Origin of the sequence: Parafrankia sp. FMc2 (assembly GCF_041008525.1) — a bacterium.
In the GTDB taxonomy this organism is placed as follows: domain Bacteria; phylum Actinomycetota; class Actinomycetes; order Frankiales; family Frankiaceae; genus Parafrankia.
Genome location: NZ_JBFLUG010000160.1, coordinates 1 through 15,205 on the forward strand (window position 1 = coordinate 1; position 15,205 = coordinate 15,205).

Below are 15,205 nucleotides of genomic sequence, written 5' to 3' on the forward strand. Positions count from 1 at the left end.
CCCAGCGCCACCCCCGCCAGCCCTGACCCGGCTCAGCCCCGGTCACTCTCCTGGAGCGGAAGCGAGCCGGTGTCCGTTCCCGTCCGCTGGCCGGGCGGTGCGGCGGTATGGGCGGTGTTCAGCGGGTTCGGGGCTCGTCAGGTCGGGTGCGTCGGGCGCATCCGGCTGGGACGGGCCGAAGTCAGGTGCCTGGAAGAGCGCGTTCGTCAGGGGCGGCGCTGCCCGGTGCGGCAGCGGCTGCGCTGCTTCCGGTTCGGAGAAAGGGGTCGTAGTAGGAATAGCGATGAGATGTCTCCTGTCGGTGTGGATCGCTGTCAGGCAATCCTTGCTTGTTCAGTCTGACTGGAGGTCGTTTTCTGCAGAAAGGTCTGGCCTACTGCCCAGCACGCGATGGAACTCGACGGTGTCGCCAGGAACGGGGGCGGGGTGTCGCAGAGATTGTTGGCAACAATCTCCGAGGCCTGCAGAGAAGGCCACTGGACTCCATCGCGAATATGCAGAAACTGCCTCTCGCCGTGGGCCGTCAGGGACTCGAACCCTGAACTCACCGGTTAAAAGCCCGTAGGTCGGCCTGTCGGCTAGTGTCGCACGGTGCCGCCAGGTGTGTGTTTGTGCAGGTCACGGGTGTTCTGCGTGCCGCGGGGTGTCGGCGGCTGCCGGGTGGTGGTTCGCCGTCCGGGTTCACGATGTGCACACCGGGCCGACTCCTGGGACAACTGTGGATCTCCGGCAGCCATCGACCGCTTCGAGTGTACTACCGCGCCCCTGCTGCCGGCACGGTACAGGTAGGTCCATCGGCCGGCGACTTTCGCATACGTTGCATCGACGCGAACCACCTGTCGCCGGGTCGGTGCCGGCATGGCCGCGCTGGCTCGACCAGCAGGGGCGTGAAGCGCTGCGCCCATCGGTACGAGCCTGTCAGGTGATCAACCTCGATGCCGCGTTCCGCGAGCAGCTCCTCGACGTCCCGGTGCGACAGCGCGAACCGCAGGTACCAGCGAACCGTCAGCACGATCACCTCCGGCGGGAACCGGAACCCAGCGAACTCCGACACCGGCACCGGCGGAGCGACCGCACCTCGACCCATCGGTGGATCATCCCGGCCGCCGGCCCGGTGCCCGTCACGGCCGATGCAACTGTGAGTTCATGGTGCGTGGAAGAAGTCGACGGCCAGCATGGTCGAGGCCTGGGTGCGCAGGAACTGCCGCCAGGTCGTGTCGGTCTGGCGTTTCAGTGCCTGGGGCAGCCCGAGGGATGGCAGGACCCGGCGGATCGTGGACGCGCTCACCCGGTGGCCGAGCGTGAGGAGCTCGCCCTGGATCCGCTGGTACCCCCACGTCGTGTTCTCGGTCGCGAGCCGCTTGATCAGTGCGGCGATCTCCGCGCTGACCGGAGGTCGTCCCATCCGCTGCGGATGGGTCCATGTCCGTGTGATCAGACGGCGGTGCCACCGCAGAACGGTCCCAGGGGTGATCAGCCGGTGGGCTTGCAGCGTCTTGGGGAGAAACCTGATCAGTGCGGCGAGGACCGCCCGGTCCGCCCAGTCCCACCGCGGCTTGGGCTGGCTACGGCGCAGCACCGCGACCTCATGCCGCAGCACCAGCAGCTCGATGTTCTTCGACACCGACGAACGGCCGAGGAGAACCAGCCAGCCACACACCCGCACGAAGATCAGGTAGAGCAGGCGGATGGACATAGCTGACCATCATCCCGCCGGCCCCGTACGGCCGCACCGCCCCAGCTCACAGACCCAGGCGCACTTCTGGCACCCCACACGACCAGCCGTTGCAGGCGGTTGTCGGGTTCACAGGCCGACCTCTGCCTCGGAGGAGAAAGTAACCGATACTCTGATCATTGTCAGAAATCGGACACTAAACTACTGCTCCGAGCGTGCAGATTGACTCCCTATGATCGTTGACGATATTCATGTGATGCTACCGAAGGGGAGGTAACACAATGGTGGATGAGGAACTCGGATACGACGGTCAGGTCGCCATCGACCAGATTGGCCCAAGTATCAACACTCTGTGGTCCGACGCCGAATCGGAGGAGATCGTTAGCGTGCCGAAGACCTGCGCGTACGACCCTCTCACTCGACTCTAGTCGGCGGTTCTCGGTTCGTCGCCGAGGGTCTGCTCGCACACTGTGAACTGCTTCGTCGGCCCTGATCCCAGGGTCGACGAAGCAGTTCTGGCCGCATCCTGGTTCTTCGTGCACCGATCCAGGATCTCCCCGTAGATCGTTCCCGCGCCCTTGTCGCGACAGCGGAGGGCCTCGCGCCAGGCATGGTCACGTTTCACGTCAGGAACCACGGGAGAGCGGGGAGGTTACCGTTGACTGCCAGCGGGACCCGCGTCGGCCGTGCGCCGGCCGTCTGGGCAGATCACGACACGCTCCGATCCCAGGGGCATGCCAGCTATTTCGCCAGGAACGGTATGACCGTTCTTCCTGGTCTTCTCTCTCCGTCCGAGGTCGAGTTCTGCTCCAGGGGGATCGACCAGATGATCGCCGGCTGGGAGGGAATTCCGAACGTACGCGTGATAGGGAAGCGGAACCCTCGGGCCCCCTCATACGATCTCGAGGACCGGCCGGGCCCGGCCGGTGGGACAGTGGTGCGCAAGGTGACGGGCTTCTCGCAGCTCTCCGCCGCGCTGTGCCACTGCCTGGTCGAGCATCCGGCGCTGATCGACGCCCTTCACCTGATTCTCGGTGACCGCGTCGAACTGTATCGCGACGCGATCATGTTCAAGGCGGCCGAGGTGGGCCAGGAGAAACCCTGGCACCAGGATGCCGTGTACTGGCCGTTTCGTCCGATGAACCTGGTGAGTGCGATGATCGCCATCGACCGCTCGTCGCCGGAGAACGGCTGCCTCCAGGTGGTTCCGGGCTCCCACCGGCGCGTGGTCGAGCATCAGAAGGTGAACTGGGAACTACAGGTGGACCCGGCCGCATGCGAGCGGGACTCCGTCTACATCCCGCTGGAACCGGGTGACTGCCTGATCTTCCACAGCCTGCTCCTGCACGCCTCCGCGCACAACACCTCGAGACACCGGCGCCGCGTCTCCATCACCAGCTACAGCCCGGGCGGGCTGGAGATCCTGGACCCTGATCTGGACCCGCCCGTACTGATCAGCGACCTCTCAGACCGGGTATGAAAGGATAATATGCAGGCGTCGCCGAGCGGGGCGGAAGTCCTTTCCGGGTATGCCGTCCCGGTGCCGTGCGTGCCGATCGAAATGTCCGGCATGTCTCTTGACCGCATCGACATGGGCTGGTGCGAGTACCGGTTCTCCGGAGCGACGGCCAGCCGTACTGCCCGGATACTCGAGCTCTGCGACGGCGGTATGTCCATCGAGAAGATCGCGGCGCGGCTCGGCGCGCCGCCCGGAACCGTGGCGGCGACGGTCACCGCGTTGTACGTACGCGGGATCGTCCGGGACAGCAGCCAGCAGAACGTCCCGGCAACAACCTTTCAGCGGCATCTCGTTTCCGCCGGCCGGACTCTGCGCACCGCGATGAGCGCGGACGCGGACCTGCTTGGTGGGCAGCTTCACCGGCGGCGCCTGCTGGGCTCACTGGTGGAGACCTTCCACTTCGTCTCCGCGGCCTCCTATCATATCGGCGCGGCGGTGGCGCACACCGCCAGCCCCGAGGTCCGGGACTCCTTGTCGACATTGTTCAACGAAGAATCCAAGCATGGCCGGGGTCTGCGAGGGGGTTTGCTGGCGGCGGGTCTGGACGATGCGACGATACGGCGCAGCAGGCCTCTTCCCGGGACGCTGAACGTCGTGAACTTCCTGCGCGCGCTGGCGGCGACGGATCTCCTGTCCTACGCGGTCTGTGCCGCCGTGAACGAGAGTCCGAAGACGGACACCGCGATCAAGGAGGGGTGGGACGCCATCATCGCGCTGGACCTTCTTCCGGCCGACGCACTCGTGCCCTTCCGCGGTCACGAACTGGAGGACGAGGATTCGGGGCACGCCGCGATCGCGGACGTCATCTTTGCTGAGCGGACAACCCTCGGGTCGGCGGAACAGCGACGGATCCAAGGTGATCTGGAGTCCTTCATCGCCGTGCAGCGGAGTTGCTACCAGGAGATGAAGGAGTTCTACAGTGCCCCCGACGGACCCGCGGCATGGGGACTCTGACCACGAGCGACCCGGTGATGCGGGGACGCATGGGGGCGACGGGCTTCTTTTCCGGCGGAGCCCCGACGTCGCGGTCATCGGCGTCGGGCCGGGCCACACAGTTCTACGACTGACGGAGCGGAACGAGGCCGCTGTCATCCGTTCGCCGTCGATGTGGACGCTCGACCTCCTCGCTCATTTCGGGCACCCTCGGACGACGTCGTCCTGGCTGACGCGCTGGCCGGCGGAACACCAGAACGCGGCGGAGGGGGTGTTCGGCCTTGCGCTGACGCGGGGGCTGCTGGTCGCGGCCGACCCTGTCGGCGACATGGATGGCGGCACGGATGGCAGCACCGGCGACCACACGGACGACGGCACCGCGGAGATGGTGCAAACCCTGTTCGTCGAGCTCGACCGTCTGCGCGCACATCTGCGTTCGGCGGACGGCACTGTCCTCTCGGAGGTGCTCGGGAGCGACCAGGCCCTTCCGCGGCTGGTTCTTCACACCTCCCATCTCCTGGTCAGGGACGTGGCGGACAGGCTGGAGGCCGGAATGCGGGAGCGGCTGCGGACGCAGGCACGCGCGATCGCGTCGTCGGGTGACCCGCTGCGTCTGCATCTCGGATGCGGGCCGCACCGGCTGCCCGGGTGGGTGAACGTCGACCTGCGCGATCCTGCCGCGGATCTTCGGTTGGACGTCCGCGCCGGGCTGCCCTTCGACGACGGGGCCGCGGTCGCGGTCTACCTAGCCCACATCCTGGAGCATGTCGAGTATCCGGACGAGGCCCGGCGGGTGCTACGGGAGTGCTGTCGAACACTGGGCGACGGCGGGCTGCTGCGGGTCGCCGTCCCCGATCTGTGTTCCTTCCTCGATGCCTACGCCGCGGGCGACGACGGTTTCTTCGAGTACTTCGAGCGGCGGTGGGAACGCGAGCCCGCTCCGACGCCGCTGGCGTCGTTCCTGCACCACGCGGGGGCCGGGGAGTTCCCGTGGGTGGCCGACCGGCACAGGTTCGGCTACGACGAGCGGACCCTGGGGGAGCTGCTGAGGGACGCGGGGTTCACCGACGTCCGGCGTTGCTCGGCCGGTGACACCAGTCTTGCGGATCCGAACCTCGACTACTCCTGGGCCAACGGTGCGGCCGTGCGAGGGCGGCCGTTCTCGCTGATCATGGAAGCGAAGGTGGTGCGGCAGTGACCGTTGACGACCGGTACATCATCGGTTTCTCCGACTCGGTGCACGATCGGGCCGCCTGCCTCTTCCGGGGCACCGAGCCGGTCGTCGCGATCGAGGAGGAGCGGCTGACCCGGCAGCGCTACGCTCTGGATTTCGAGGGCCTTGATCGCTGGGACGCCGGTGTGTACACCGAGCTGGATCTGGACGGCGGAACCAGCGAGTTCCACGAGCGACGCATCCGCCGACTGGTCGACTACTGCCTCTCGGCCGCGGGCGTCTGCGAGTCTGACGTGTCGCTGTGGATTGGAAGCTCCTTGCACACCGCGTTCCCGCTGCTGGACCGGGCGGTGTTCCTGAACCACCACCTGGCACACGCCGCATCCGCCTTCTTCGGCTCGGGGGAGGAGAACGCGGCCGTCCTGGTGGTGGACGGCTACGGGGACAGCGTCTCCGGTGATGCCTTCGAGACGATGACGACCTACCTGGCCTCGGGTACCACTCTCGACGTCGTGGAGCGGGTCTGCGGCGTGAAGGACGGCGTCCACCTGAGGAACTCCGCCGGCATCTTCTACCGGATCGGGACGCTGCTGTCCGGGTTCAGCGTGGTCGACGAGGGCAAGGCGATGGGGCTCGCGGGCCACGGCCGTCCCCGCTATCTTCCGCACATCCTGGAGCACATCCGATTCGGTACGGACGAGGTCGAAATCCGGAACGAGTCGATCTGGCGGGCGATGCAGAGCTTCCGCTCCGACGCGATCGAGGACCGCGCGGACATGGCGGCGAGCTTCCAGGCCGCGCTGGAACAGATCATGATCTTCTACGCGCGCCGCGCCCGCGAACTGACCGGCGCCCGGACGTTGTGCATGGCGGGCGGTGTCGCGCTGAACTGCGTGGCGAACCAGAAGGTGCTCGACACCGCGGGTTTCTCGACGGTCTCGGTGTTCCCGGCCGCGGCCGACAACGGGATCGCGATGGGCGCCGCCTACTTCGGCGCGCACGTCCTGTACGGCGGTGGGCCGGCGCAGGGCCTGGTGACCCCCTGCCTGGGTCGCTCCTACCCGAGAGGCGAGACCCTGGCCGCATTGGACGCCGTCGGCGGCATCGCCACCGTGAGGGAGATCGGCCTGCGGACGTGCGCGGAACGCGCTGCGGCCCACATCGCCGCCGGCGAGCTGGTCATGTGGTTCCAGGAGGGGTCGGAGATCGGCCCGCGGGCCCTGGGGCACCGCAGCATCTTCGGTGATCCTCGCTCGGTCACCACCCGGGAGAGCATCAACGCGGCGGTGAAGTCGCGCGAGGCCTTCCGCCCGCTGGCCCCGATGGTGCTGGAGAAGGAGGCCTGCGACTGGTTCGACTGCGGTCGCTCGCCCTACATGTTGTTCACCCCGACCGTACGGGCGCGCACCCGGGAGCTGGCACCGGCCATCGTGCACGCCGACGGTTCCGCCCGCGTGCAGACTCTCTCCAACGCGGATAATCCGGCGGTGCACGAACTGCTGTCGGAGTTCCAGCGGCTTACCGGTGTCCCGATGGTCATCAACACCTCGTTCAACCTGCGCGGGGAGCCGATCGTGGAGACTCCCGTGGACGCGGTGCGCGCTTTCGTGGAATCGCCGGTCAGTGTGCTGTGCATCGACGGCTTCCTGGTCGAGAAGCACGTCGACGCCGGATGATCAGCCGACGCGGGGTGGGGCGGTCGGGGCTGCGGTTCAGCGCGCTGAGCCTCGGCGGTATGACCTTCGGCGGTACCGAGGCGTTCGGGGCCATCGGGTCGGATGCGACGGAGGCGGCCCGCATCGTCGCGCTCGCCCTGGACGCCGGCATCGACACGTTCGACACCGCCAACGTCTACGGCGAGAGCGAGCAGCTGCTCGGACAGCTGCTCCGGCGGCGGCGCGACGATGTCATGATCTGCACGAAGGCACGGTTCCCGACCTCCGGGCACGTGGGTGAAGGTCTGCCGCCCTCAAGCAGCTACGGTCTCTCACGCACGGCGGTCGTCCGGTCCGTCGAGGCCTCGCTGCGCCGCCTGGGCACCGATCGTGTCGACGTTCTGTGGCTCCACATGCAGGACAGGTCCGTACCGATCGAGGAAACCCTGTCTGCCACGGACATGCTGATCCGCCAGGGCAAAGTCCGCTATCTGGGACTGTCGAACTTCATGGCGTACCGGGTGGCCGAGGCCGTTCTCACCGCGCGGGCGCGGGCATGGGAACCGCCGGTGGCCCTGCAGGTGCCGTGGTCGGCGGTCAGCCGGGACGTCGAACGGGAGCTCGTGCCGGCGGCTCGTCATCTCGGGCTCGGGGTGGCCGTCTACAGCCCGCTGGCGCGTGGCTTCCTCAGTGGCAAGTACGACCGAGGCGTGGAGCCGGTGGCGGGCAGCCGACTGGGGGAGTGGCGTGACGAGTTCACCCGCTACGACTCCGCACGCAACTGGGCTGTCCTGGCCGAGCTGCGAGAGGTGGCGAACGCGCACCAGGTGCCGGTGAGCGCGGTCTCGCTCGCCTGGCTGCTGGCCCGGCGCCCGGTGGCCAGCGTGGTGATCGGGGCACGCACCGAGGACCAGCTACGAGAGAACCTGGTGGCGGCGGGAGTTCGCCTCACCACTGACGAGATCGCGCGCCTGGACAAGGTGTCGGAACCCGACTGGGGCTATCCGGAGTCCTTTGTCGCCCGCTTCGAGCCGTGGTAACGCAGCGGATGCCCACGTTCCAGCGACGGGAACATTCCCTGTCCGCACGGGAGACCGCTCCGGGGGCACTGGCCATGTGGCTGGCGGAGATGGAGTACCCACCGCCCGATTGCGTCACCGAGATGGCCACGCGGTATCTGGCAGGGGGGCATCTCGGCTACCCGGCAGGCTTTGACTTCGCCACCGAGAGTCTTCGGCACTGGGCTCGGCGGCGTTACGGCTGGGCCACCGAGGAACGGAACTACGGGTGGTACTCGGGCGTGCTGCACGCGACCGCCGCCGTCGTCCTGACGCTGACGGAACCCGGCGACGCGGTGGTGGTGCTGACCCCGACCTACCCACCGATGCTGCGCGCGGTGAGCCAGCTGGGACGGCAGGCGGTGCGCTGGCCGCTGCTCGGCGAGGAGGACGGCTACCGCTTCGACCTGGCGGCGCTCGCGACCGTGCTGGGCCGGGAACGACCGACGCTGCTGATCCTGAACACCCCGCACAACCCGACCGGACGCGTGTTCACCGCGCCGGAGCTCCGGGCGCTGGCCGAGCACCTCCGGGACAGTCCCGTCCAGGTGCTCTCAGACGAGATCTTCGCCGACATCGTCTACCCCGGCGTCCGGCACGTTCCCTTCATGCTCGCGGCCGGAGCGGAGGTCGCCGACAGGACCGTCACGGTCCTGTCGGCGAGCAAGGCGTTCAACCTGGCCGGACTGCGCTGCGCAGCGGCGATCGCCGGCTCGGCGGAGCTCGCGCGCCGGCTCGCCCAGCTGCCGGCATCGCTCACCGGCACCACCACGGTCGTGGGCGCGGTGGCCAGCGCCGCGGCCTGGGACCACGGCGAGAAATGGCTCGACGCAGTGATCAACATGCTGGCCGCGAACCGCGACCTGCTGTTCAGCCGGCTGCGCCAGCACATCCCGATGCTTGCGGGACGACCCCCCGAGGGGACGTACCTCGGCTGGCTGCGGGCACGCGGCGCACTCGCGGCGACGGGTGACGTGCGTGCGGAGCTCCTGCGCGCTGGAGTCGACCTGGCCGACGGAACGCCTTTCGGGGACGACTCGGGACGGCGGGTGCGGCTGTCGTTCGCCTGCCCGCCCGACGTCCTGGCCCAGGCGCTGGACGCCATCGCCGTGACCTGCCAGACCCTGGCCGACCAGCCGCCCTCGCGATCGCCCGGACGGGCGTCTGAGGGCCGGCCCGGGTGACGTCCCGTCGCGGAGGAAGCGCCGATGCCGGTACAGACGATTGATTTCGCTGCTCCGTCCTTCCGAACAGATCCTTTCCCAGCCTGGTCTGACCTGCGCGGGGCCGGGCCGCTGCACCGGGACGTCAGCGGTGCGTGGATCGTCGTGAGCCACCGGGAGGTCGGCCGGCTGCTCGCTGATCCGCGGGTGGGCAAGGACCTACGTCGGCTGAGTACCTATGGGGCGCAACGTCCTTATGGCCCGGACGGGCTCGCCGAGTACTACATCGAGCAGTGGATGGAGTGCCGGCTCCCGACGATGCACAGGCAATGGCGTCAGCTGGTCCTGCCGGGTTTCACCCACCGGGCGGTCCACGGCCTGCGAGCCGAGCTGTGCCAGACCGCCAACGACCTTCTCACCCACGCGCCGTCGGACGGACAGTTCGATCTCCTGCGGGACTTCGCCAGACCGTTCCCGGTCGCCGTGATCGTCCGGGTCCTCGGGCTGACCGACCTGGACACCGACCGGCTGGCGCAGCTGTCCCGGGCGATCGCGGCGGTCCTGGAACCTAACGCCGCCGCACCGGCGCGTCAGGCCGGTGACGCGGCCCTGGAGGAACTCGCCGGACTGCTGTGGGACGCGGTGCGGGCGGACCGGGGCTCTCACCCCGACGGATTCCTGCGTCGACTCGTCGACGCGAACAAAGGCCTGCTGAGTCCCGAGCAGCTGATCGCCACGGTACTGCTGTTGTACCTGTCCGGGAATGACACGATCACGGGCCTGATCGCCAACGGGGTGCTCGCGCTCGCTGGTGTCCCCGACCAGGCTGACCGACTGCGCGCGCATCCTGAACTGCTGCCCATGGCGGTCGAGGAGGTTCTGCGGTACGACGCGCCCGCCTGCGTCGCGATCCGGACGACCTACGAACCGATGACGATCGACGGCGTCACCGTCGAGCGCGGTGCCGCGCTGCTACTGGCGATCAGCTCCGCCAACCGCGACCCGGAGGCCTTCGCTGAACCCGACGTCTTCCATGTCGACCGGCGCCCGAACCGACATCTCGCGTTCGGCACGGGCGAGCACACCTGCGTCGGGATCGGCCTCGCCCGGATGGAGGCGGCGATCGCACTCGAAGCGCTCCTGCGCCACTTTCCCCGGTTGGTCCACGACCCGTCGACCCTGCGGTGGAGCGATGCTCTTTACCTGCACACTCCGGAGAACCTGGTACTGCTGTCCACCATGCCGCGGGACTGTGGTGGGACTGTGTCGCCAACGGTGTTTCGGCAGGTTTGATCAGTAGGACTCGGCGGACGGCCAGCGGTCACGGAACGTGATCGTGAAAGCGTCGATCACAGGCTTCCAGCGAACCATCCACCGGCCCGGTCGCCGAGGTCCAGGAGGAGGTTCCGGGCTTGTCGGGTGGTCCACGGTCCGTCGGGGTGGGCGGTGACTCCGACGATGTGGACGGTGCGGGTACCGACTTCCAGGACGAAGAAGCAGTACAGACGTCGCAGCGTCACGGCGCAGTCCACAGGGAAGAAGTCCACGGCCAGCATGGTCGATGCCTGCGTGCGCAGGAACTGCCGCCACGTCGCGTCGGTCTGCCGCCTGGGCGCCGGTGGGAGACCCAGGGACGTCAGGACCCGGCGGATCGTGGACGCGCCGACCCGGTGGCCGAGCTTGAGCAGCTCGCCCTGGATGCGCTGGTAGTCCCATGTCGTGTTCTCGGTCGCGAGCCGCTTGATCAGCGTGGCGATCTCCGGGCTGATCGGTGGTCGTCCGGTCCGCTGCGGGTGGGTCCATGTCCGTGTGATCAGGCGGCGGTGCCACCGGAGGGCGGTGCCGGGGGTGATCAGCCGGTGTGTTCGCAGCGTCTTGGGTAGGAGTCGGATGAGTGCGGCGAGGACCGCCCGGTCTGCCCAGTCCCACCGGGGCTTGGGCTGGGTACGGCGCAGCACCGCGACCTCACCTCGGGCTTTCACCGGGGTGATCGTCTGTTGGGTGGGGATAAACGGGAAAGTGCTCCTGATCAGGGAGGATCGGGCTTGCTGAGGGCCTGATCGATCCCGTACCAAGGAGCACCTTCGCGGTGAAGCTTACTGGTGTGTACCCGTCTGTTCCCGTCGATGCGGCGGGACGTGGTGTCGTGTCGTCGGCGGGTGGGTTGCTGCTGACCGAGACGGTCCGGGTGTCCGGGCTGGGGGCCGTGTTGTCCGAGGCGCTGGCGCCGTGGCGGGCACCGACGGCCATCCATGATCCGGTGAAGGTCCTCACCGATCTCGCGGTCGGCCTCGCGCTCGGCGGGGACTGCCTGGCCGACATCGATCTGCTGCGCGCCGAGCCCGGCCTGTTCGGTGCGGTGGCGTCGGATCCCACGGTGTCCCGGACCATCGACCGGCTCGCCGTCGATGTCGACCGGGTCCTGGCCGGGGTGTTCCACGCGGTGGCGACCGCCCGGGAACAGGTGTGGGCCCTTGCGGAGACGCACGCCCCCGGCCAGGCAGCCAGCGCCGACGATCCGCTGGTCGTGGACCTGGACGCGACCCTGGTCACCGCCCATTCGGAGAAGGAACAGGCGAAACCGACATTCAAGCGCGGGTTCGGGTTCCATCCGTTGTGGGCGTTCATCGACCACGGCCCGGACGGGACCGGGGAACCCGCCGCGGTGCTGCTGCGCCGCGGCAACGCCGGATCGAACACGGCGGCCGATCACATCACCGTGACCACCGGTGCCCTGGCGCAGCTACCCCGGCGGCTGCGCCGAAGCCGCAAAGTCCTGATCCGTACCGACGGCGGTGGAGGCACCCATGAGTTCGTCGCCTGGCTGCACCAGCGGCGGGTGGCCTACTCGGTCGGGTTCACCCTCACCGACGACCATGCCGCACAGATTTCCGCGCTGCCGGAGCAGGCTTGGACCCCGGCCTACGACCCAGGCGGGATCCCTCGCCCCGGGGCGAGGGCCGCGGAACTGACCGGGCTCCTCGACCTGTCCAGCTGGCCACCAGGCATGAGGGTCATCCTCCGTAAAGAACGCCCACACCCCGGCGCCCAGCTCCGCGTCACCGACGTCGACGGGAACCGGATCACAGCGTTCGCGACGAACAGCTCCCGCGGCCAGCTCGCCGCCCTCGAACTCCGCCGCCGCCGCCGCGCCCGCTGCGAGGACCGGATCCGTGGTGCGAAGGACACCGGCCTGGGGAACCTGCCCCTGCACGACTTCGCACAGAACCAGATCTGGTGCGCGGTCGTCGCTCTCGCGCTCGCCCTGACTGACTGCCCGGGCTCAGATCCTCGCGCTCACCGGCGAACAGGCCCGCCGCTGGGAACCGAAACGGCTACGCCACCGGATCTTCCGCCTCCCCGGCCGGATCGCCCACCACGCCCGCCGCCTCGTGGTGCACCTACCCGCACATCATCCGTGGACCGCACTGGCCGTCACAGCGATCACCCGGCTGCGTGCACTGCCAGCACCCGGATAGCCAGGCCACCGACTGCCCCTCACCCCCAGCCCGAAGGACCACCCGGACGTGGACCGGGCGCCGACCCCACGCGACAGCGGGGCAGCCAGCCATGACCCGAACCAGACCCAGCCCACAACTCAACATCAACAAGGCTGGGGAGACACTCCGCGATCAGCGGATCCCACCCCATGAAAGATCGAGTCTAGTGAACGCACACTCAGTTGGCGATCTGTGGTTGGCTGGCCAGGTCAGCCAACCACCGCGGTCGGATCGGAAGGGGGAACCTTGCGGATTCCCACCCGTTGGGACGAAGTGACGCCCGAGTGGATGACGGCGGCTCTCCACGTTTCGTCTTCGGGTGCGCGGGTCGGCGCGGTCGAGCTGTTGTGGCAGTCGGACGGGAACAACCGCCGGGCCCGCTTCGGCCTGACCTACGCCGAGGGCAGCGGCCCCGAGATCGTGTTCGTCAAGGCGGAGGGAAACTACCGCGAGACCCACGCCCGCAACGGGAACCTGTTCAACGAGGTGCGGTTGCTCGGCTCCGGCGTGCCGTTGCACCTGGATCATCCCGCCACGTATGCGGCACTGATCGACGAGCCGGCCCTGGACTGGTTGGTCGTGATGGAGGATGTCACCCGCCGTGGCGCCGACCCCCGAGATTCGACCAGGCCCTACACCATCGAACAGGTGACCAACGGGGTGCTCGGGCTGGCCGCGATGCACGCGCGGTTCTGGCGGCTCACCGCCCGGAGCGAACCGAGACTCGCGTGGGTGCGGACCTGGGGCGACAGCACCGAGTTCACCGAGGTGCTGCGGGGCGGGGCCGCGCGGGGGCTGGAGCGGATGACCGGCCTGATGCCTCCCGAACTGGACGGCTGCTCCAGCGACTACTTCGTCGACCAGTTCGCACGGTACCTGACGGTCCTCGGGCGCGATCCGTTGACTTTCCTGCACGGCGACGCGCACATCGGCAACACCTACGTACTGCCCGACGACTCGGTCGGCTTCCTCGACTGGCAGGTCGCCCACCGCGGCAACTGGTCACAGGACGTGGGCTATTTCGTCCAGGGGGCACTCGTCCCGGCAGATCGTCGCGCGGCAGAGCGCGGCCTGATCGAGAACTACCGGACCACCCTGGATCGCGGTCTCAGCGCGGACGACGCCTGGACCTGGTACCGGGCCTCCCCCGTCTGGGGACTGGCGATGTGGCTGGCCACGCTCGGTTCCGACGGCGGATCCCAGCCGTTCGACGTCTGCCAGGCGCTCGTCCACCGACACGCCGTCGCCGCGGTCGAACTCGACGCCCACGCCGCGCTCGACCAGATAGCCGCCAGGGTTTCCTGAACGCGCGTTGCCGATCGGAGCCGCGGGGGTCTGTTGCGTGGCGCTGACGCCCCTGTGTTGTCAAGTAGCCGCGGTGACCGGTGGGCTGGTGCGTGGGATGGCGTTGTAGATCTCGCGGGCGATGTAGCGTTTGAGGCAGCGGACGATGTCGTGTGGGGTTTTGCCTTCGGCGAGGCGTCGTTGCTGGTAGGCGCGGGTGCGGGGGTCGCGGCGCAGCCGGGTGATGACGATGCGGTGCAGGGCTGCGTTGGCCTGGCGGTCGCTGCCGCGGTTGAGGCGGTGTCGGCGGGTCTTCCCGGACGAGGCCTCGATCGGGCTCACCCCGCACAGTGCCGCGAAGGATCGGTCGCTGGTCAGCCGTCGCGGGTTGTCGCCGGCGACGATGAGCAGCGCCGCGGCGGTGTCCGGTCCGATGCCGACCCTGGCGAGCAGGGCGGGTGCGTGGCGGTTGAGCACGGCAGCCAACCGGCGGTTGAGGTCGTCGATCTCGGCGGTGAGCGCCACGATCCGGGTCGCGAGCTGGCGCAGCGTATAGCGGGTGGCCGTGGCCGTGGCCGTGGCCGTGTCGGTCGGCTCGACCTCGTCGAGCGCGGCGCATCGACGGACGAGCGTGGTGCGGCCCAGCCCGGCGAGGGATTCGGACAGGCCAGGGTCGGTGCGGACCAGAACGGCCTTGAGCTGGTTGATCGCCTGATGCGTGCCTTGACCGCGGAGGCCTTGGCCAGCCGGAACATCCGGGCCATCTCCACGGGTCCGTCGCCGGTCTTCGTGGCCGCGGTGGCCTGGCCGGCCAGGACGGCACGGGCGGCCGCCTCGCCCATCCCATGCGTCGGTCTTGCCTCGGCGCCGGCGAGCGGCGCGGTCGGGCCGGTTGACCTCGGCCACGGTGACACCGGCCGCACGCAGATGCCGGGTCAGGGCCGCGCCGTAGGAGCCGGTGCCCTCGACTCCAGCCCGACGGACGGTCCCGTACTCACGCGCCCAGGCCAGCAGCTGTGCATAGCCGTCAGCGGTCGTCGGGAAGGTCGCGCTGCCCAGCAGCGCCCCAACCGGGGTGAGGACCGCGGCGACGTGGACATCCTTGTGGGTGTCGACACCGAGAACGACCTCACCACCGGCGGTGGGCTGGTCTGGGTTCCCAGGCTGATGCATCCTGACCATGGACTATCTGTCTCCTGCTTGGTTCGGAACGGGTAGCCGTCGCCGGGCCGGCAGGGCGGTCA

Annotated in this window: 8 protein-coding genes and 5 pseudogenes; 9 read left to right on the plus strand and 4 right to left on the minus strand. The window is 68.7% G+C overall.

Annotated elements, in window-relative coordinates; genetic code table 11:
* Nucleotides 1-773: 773 nt before the first annotated feature.
* Both AB1460_RS31335 and AB1460_RS31340 read right to left on the minus strand, forming a co-directional pair.
* Nucleotides 774-1,054: pseudogene (locus tag AB1460_RS31335) on the minus strand (IS6 family transposase); the annotation flags it as partial.
* A gap of 99 nt (nt 1,055-1,153) precedes the next feature.
* Nucleotides 1,154-1,696, minus strand: a pseudogene (locus AB1460_RS31340) (helix-turn-helix domain-containing protein); the annotation flags it as partial.
* A gap of 589 nt (nt 1,697-2,285) precedes the next feature.
* On the opposite strand from AB1460_RS31340, the gene AB1460_RS31345 reads away from it, so the two are divergent.
* The 7 genes from AB1460_RS31345 (at nt 2,286) to AB1460_RS31375 (ending at nt 10,470) form a co-directional block, all read left to right on the plus strand.
* On the plus strand, nt 2,286-3,155 hold the full coding sequence (locus AB1460_RS31345; RefSeq protein ID WP_368965692.1) for a phytanoyl-CoA dioxygenase family protein: 870 nt from the start codon (nt 2,286-2,288) through the stop codon (nt 3,153-3,155).
* 90 nt (nt 3,156-3,245) lie between these two features.
* Nucleotides 3,246-4,148, plus strand: a complete 903-nt coding sequence (locus AB1460_RS31350) for a hypothetical protein (protein WP_368965693.1) — start codon at nt 3,246-3,248, stop codon at nt 4,146-4,148.
* A gap of 151 nt (nt 4,149-4,299) precedes the next feature.
* On the plus strand, nt 4,300-5,325 hold the full coding sequence (locus AB1460_RS31355; RefSeq protein WP_368965694.1) for a class I SAM-dependent methyltransferase: 1,026 nt from the start codon (nt 4,300-4,302) through the stop codon (nt 5,323-5,325).
* Nucleotides 5,322-6,977, plus strand: a complete 1,656-nt coding sequence (locus AB1460_RS31360; protein WP_368965695.1) for a carbamoyltransferase — start codon at nt 5,322-5,324, stop codon at nt 6,975-6,977. Before AB1460_RS31355 ends, AB1460_RS31360 begins: the two co-directional genes overlap by 4 nt.
* A complete protein-coding gene (locus AB1460_RS31365; RefSeq protein ID WP_368965696.1) occupies nt 6,974-7,996 on the plus strand; it encodes an aldo/keto reductase in 1,023 nt (340 codons plus the stop codon). Before AB1460_RS31360 ends, AB1460_RS31365 begins: the two co-directional genes overlap by 4 nt.
* An 8-nt stretch (nt 7,997-8,004) precedes the next feature.
* Nucleotides 8,005-9,198 carry a MalY/PatB family protein gene (locus AB1460_RS31370; RefSeq protein WP_368965697.1) on the plus strand — a complete coding sequence of 398 codons (1,194 nt, stop codon included), beginning with the start codon at nt 8,005-8,007 and terminating at the stop codon, nt 9,196-9,198.
* Between the two features lie 24 nt (nt 9,199-9,222).
* Nucleotides 9,223-10,470 (plus strand): cytochrome P450, encoded by a 1,248-nt coding sequence (locus AB1460_RS31375; RefSeq protein WP_368965698.1) that lies wholly within the window; start codon nt 9,223-9,225, stop codon nt 10,468-10,470.
* A gap of 83 nt (nt 10,471-10,553) precedes the next feature.
* Here AB1460_RS31375 and AB1460_RS31380 read toward each other — a convergent pair.
* Nucleotides 10,554-11,186: pseudogene (locus tag AB1460_RS31380) on the minus strand (transposase); the annotation flags it as partial.
* An 80-nt stretch (nt 11,187-11,266) separates the two neighbouring features.
* On the opposite strand from AB1460_RS31380, the pseudogene AB1460_RS31385 reads away from it, so the two are divergent.
* Both AB1460_RS31385 and AB1460_RS31390 read left to right on the plus strand, forming a co-directional pair.
* Nucleotides 11,267-12,656 (plus strand): annotated as a pseudogene (locus tag AB1460_RS31385) (IS1380 family transposase).
* 309 nt (nt 12,657-12,965) lie between these two features.
* Nucleotides 12,966-13,982, plus strand: a complete 1,017-nt coding sequence (locus AB1460_RS31390) for a phosphotransferase (protein WP_368965699.1) — start codon at nt 12,966-12,968, stop codon at nt 13,980-13,982.
* Between the two features lie 60 nt (nt 13,983-14,042).
* Here the strand turns inward: AB1460_RS31390 and AB1460_RS31395 are convergent.
* Nucleotides 14,043-15,134 (minus strand): annotated as a pseudogene (locus tag AB1460_RS31395) (IS110 family transposase).
* Between the last annotated feature and the right edge of the window lie 71 nt (nt 15,135-15,205).